Genomic DNA, 3597 nt, shown 5'->3' on the forward strand with positions numbered 1-3597 from the left:
TGGAAATGTCCGTTTCAGCCTTTTGTCTCAAGTCATTCGCTCGATCGACAAGTTAAAACTGGGTATATATTTAACGCAATATTCCCCTGAGATGGCAGATTCGTTCAAAGAGCTGACGATCCTTCGTAATAGCAATCGTGAGGTAGATACGACAAACAAGGTGGGACTGTTCATTCTAGTCACCTTGGGGATTTCGATTTGTAATTTAATTTTATTGATAATTCAAGCGATCGGGATGAACAGTCTCGCTCATCGTCCGCTGCCAACGATGGTGCAGCTAGTCAATGGCAAAACGATCGAAGTTACCTCCTTTGAAGGTAAAAATCGTTCGCCACAGTTAATTAAAGATTTTACGCTCGACACGCTCCGCAAGCTATTTACATGGCAGCAACACCTACCCCTGACGGCAACTGACGACCCCCGCCATCCCCAAGTCGATCCAGGCGTACCCGTCGAATCGAAATCGGGAAAATTATTAATTCCTACGACAGTTTGGGGCGGTTCATTTGGTTTGGCAGACAGGTTTCGTGAGGAGTTCTTGGGTGGCTCGATCGCACCCTTGATGACCCAGCTTCAAGTCCTCCAAGGACGATCGGAAGTAGCCTTCATTCCCCTGGATATTCAAGATCCGGTGGAGATTAAAGGAGACGCTAACGAACGGCTCTGGAAGGTGAATTTGGTGGCTAATTTAGTGTATCGAGCGACCTCAGATTCAATCGAGAAAGTCGTGCCATTTAATAAAACTATCTACCTGCGATCGGTTGTACCGCCTTCCCTAGTTGATGTGGATGCTGCCGCAGCCAAAGATAGCAAGAATTTAGCGCGGGTAGTCGCAATGGCTTGATCGTCAGGAATCGAGATTTATGCGATCGAAAAAACTGGCGCACAAGATACTAAGCCGATCTTACCGAATACAGTGCCCGTAACTCCAACTCCTGCCACGCCTGGAGTCGGCTCAACTTCCTCTCAACAGCCTAATAAATAACTCAATTAACTCAAGTGAATGATTGAGTAATCGATCGCTCAATTAACCACTCGACAAATTTCAATGAATACTGAAGATCCAGCCCAATCGCCGCCAGAAAGTCCATCCGTCTCCCCAGAAATCACCGCTCAATCCCACAGTGAAACCCCAGCTCAATCCCATAGCGAAACTTCAGCTCCAGCAGTTACTGGGAATTTAGATTCGGAGTTTTTCCTCGAACTAGTTGGGACAAAGACTCAAATCCCTCAGCCTGGAGACACTCATTCTGACAACTCATCTGGCGATCGATTTACCGATCTGGATGCAGGAACGAATGAGAACATAGAGGTGAAAAAGACCAAGATTCCTTTGCACAAGCAAGGAGCCACTAAAACTCTCCTGCTGCTTGGGGTAGTATCCCTGCCGATGGGGTTAGTCCTGTGGATGATGTTTGGCAATACTGGCGCACAATCCCAAGTGTCTAAGGCTCCAGAGCCTCAAGCATCACCGCCAGCTAAAGAATATGAGTCAGATCCGCGTTTTCCGGTCGTGCAAACTAAATTAGCGATACAGGAGCAAGAACAGCAGTTGCTGGCAGCAGCTAATAAATCTCAGCAAGATGCGGAAGCAGCAAAGATTGCGACTACTGGCACTACTGCACCCTCGGTCGTACCTTCACCTGTTTCTAATCCACCTGTAACCAAGGTAACTCAGCCAGTTAAATCTGCAATTTCAGAAACACCTGCTCCTGAAGTAATCACACCCAAATCTCCGCCGACTAACGTTCAACCGCCAATCCTGCCCTCCCCAACTCCAACCTCTGCACCTGCCAGGGTCGAGCCTAAATCAGCGGTTAAACCGATTGAAACCGTCGTTAAACCAGTCAAACCCGTAATTGCCAGCCGTGGGACGGTTGTTCCTAGCGTCCCAGCCACACGCATCCTCGCTCCATCTGGAACTCAATCTGCCCCAAAACCGACTCCACCACCTCAAGTCAGTTGGCAAGAAGCGACTAATGGTGCAGTTGGTGTCTTTGGATCGCGGGTGGATAAAACAGTTGCCGTGGCACCGCAATCACCATCCGGTCAAGTATCTAGTAACTCTAACCAATCCGGTCGAAGAATCATTGCCGGACAAAACCGAATCGCTAGTTTAATTACCCCATTTCAAGCGATCTCTGGGGAGCAGAGTCAAGAAGTGCTGCTCAACCTAGAGCAAGGTTTCGTCGATACGCGCGGGGGGATGTCTATTCCCGCCAATACTAAAATTCAGGCTCAAATTACTGTTGCCAGTAATGGGATGTTGCGAATTGGCGATGCCAAAATCGCGATCAGTGGCGAAGAGCGTTCGATCTCCCTGGGAAATTTGATGTTAGTCGGGACTAATAATCAACCCTTAGTTGCGGAATTAAAGCAATTTAACAACGACGAAATTAACAGACGCGATATGCAAACAGCCTTGATTGGCGGACTCCAAGGTCTGGGTAAAATCTTGACCCAATCTAATAGTCAGACCCAAATTACTACATCGGGAACGGCGATTTCTACTACTACGAGTAACCCGAACGTATTGGGTGGCGTACTCGATGGAGCTTCATCGACCCTCGTGCAGCAGTGGGCGCAGCGCAATCAAGCCCAAATTCAACGACTCGAAAATAACGCACGGGTCTGGTTTTTACCCTCTGGCTCTAGAGTCTCTCTCTACACAACCAAATCTTTTGAAATTAATTAAATTGTTATGAGCAAGTTAGCAGCAATCGGGCTGACAGCAATGTTGTTGGTTGGCTCGATCGAAAGTCCATTACTGGCCCGTAAAGTCGAGCGCAGTAATTCAATCATCGTTCGCAAACCGATCATCGTCCGCGTCCAGTCTCCCTTACAAGATGTGATGGATATTAATATTTGTCCTGGTGTCGGGACGAATATTAACTTTGAGAATATCGGTGAAACCATCGAGACGATGTTTCTGGAAAATAAGTCCTGGGTCGGTTTGACAACTAATGGTTCGATGACTGCTAATCAAGACCAAACTGTGACTAATACTGCCACCCTAATCCACCTCTCACCGATCGATCCGCTGAGTATTCCTGGGGTAATTCAGACCAATAAGCAGACAGTTCAATCGGGATTGACGGTGATTACCAAGGATAAAGCAGGCAAACGAAAAACCTATTTGTTTAACCTGCGCCACGTTAAAAAATCTAATTTAGCAGTAGCCCTAGTCGATTTTGTCCCACCCGCACAAGTGTATCGAAATCCGCTGACCAGTGCTGCGATGATGCGGGGCGAAATCGATGCTAGCAACCAAGAACGCCGCATCCTAGTTGCCAAGCTCTCAGGTGGGTTGGCAGAGGCAATTAGAAGAGGAGAATTGAGGGATTACTCTCCCAAACAGATCGATGCGATCCGAAAAACGATCGGACTGGTATATCAAGGCATTCCGTTAATGGATGCCGCTCGGCAGCATTCCGTCGATACAACCTTAATATCCAAATTAATTTTACTCGGCACTTAGAATTAGGCGCACTGACGATCGAATTTTAGTGTTACCTAACGTTAGGTAACATCAAGTCGCATCGATTCGATCGAGTCTTTGAGCCAAAAATTGTCGAAGTGCTGCGATCTTCTCTATTG

General features: G+C 47.3%; 3 protein-coding genes. All 3 read left to right on the forward strand.

Features of this window, described 5'->3' with window-relative positions; genetic code table 11:
• Positions 1 to 844 (forward strand): hypothetical protein (locus RMO27_RS09940; RefSeq protein WP_309731910.1); only part of this gene is annotated, 844 nt, incomplete at its 5' end.
• A 204-nt stretch (positions 845 to 1048) separates the two neighbouring features.
• A complete protein-coding gene (locus tag RMO27_RS09945; RefSeq protein WP_309731912.1) occupies positions 1049 to 2695 on the forward strand; it encodes a hypothetical protein in 1647 nt (548 codons plus the stop codon).
• Positions 2696 to 2701: 6 nt separating this feature from the next.
• Positions 2702 to 3478: a hypothetical protein gene (locus RMO27_RS09950; protein ID WP_309731914.1), complete on the forward strand. Its 777-nt coding sequence runs from the start codon at positions 2702 to 2704 to the stop codon at positions 3476 to 3478.
• Positions 3479 to 3597 lie beyond the last annotated feature (119 nt).

The organism is Chamaesiphon sp. OTE_75_metabat_556 (genome assembly GCF_031378165.1).
Lineage (GTDB): Bacteria > Cyanobacteriota > Cyanobacteriia > Cyanobacteriales > Chamaesiphonaceae > Chamaesiphon.

Coding starts and splice junctions, on each gene's coding strand:
- RMO27_RS09945 (WP_309731912.1), top strand. CDS start 1,049: ATGAATACTGAAGATCCAGCCCAATCGCCGCCAGAAAGTCCATCCGTC.
- RMO27_RS09950 (WP_309731914.1), top strand. CDS start 2,702: ATGAGCAAGTTAGCAGCAATCGGGCTGACAGCAATGTTGTTGGTTGGC.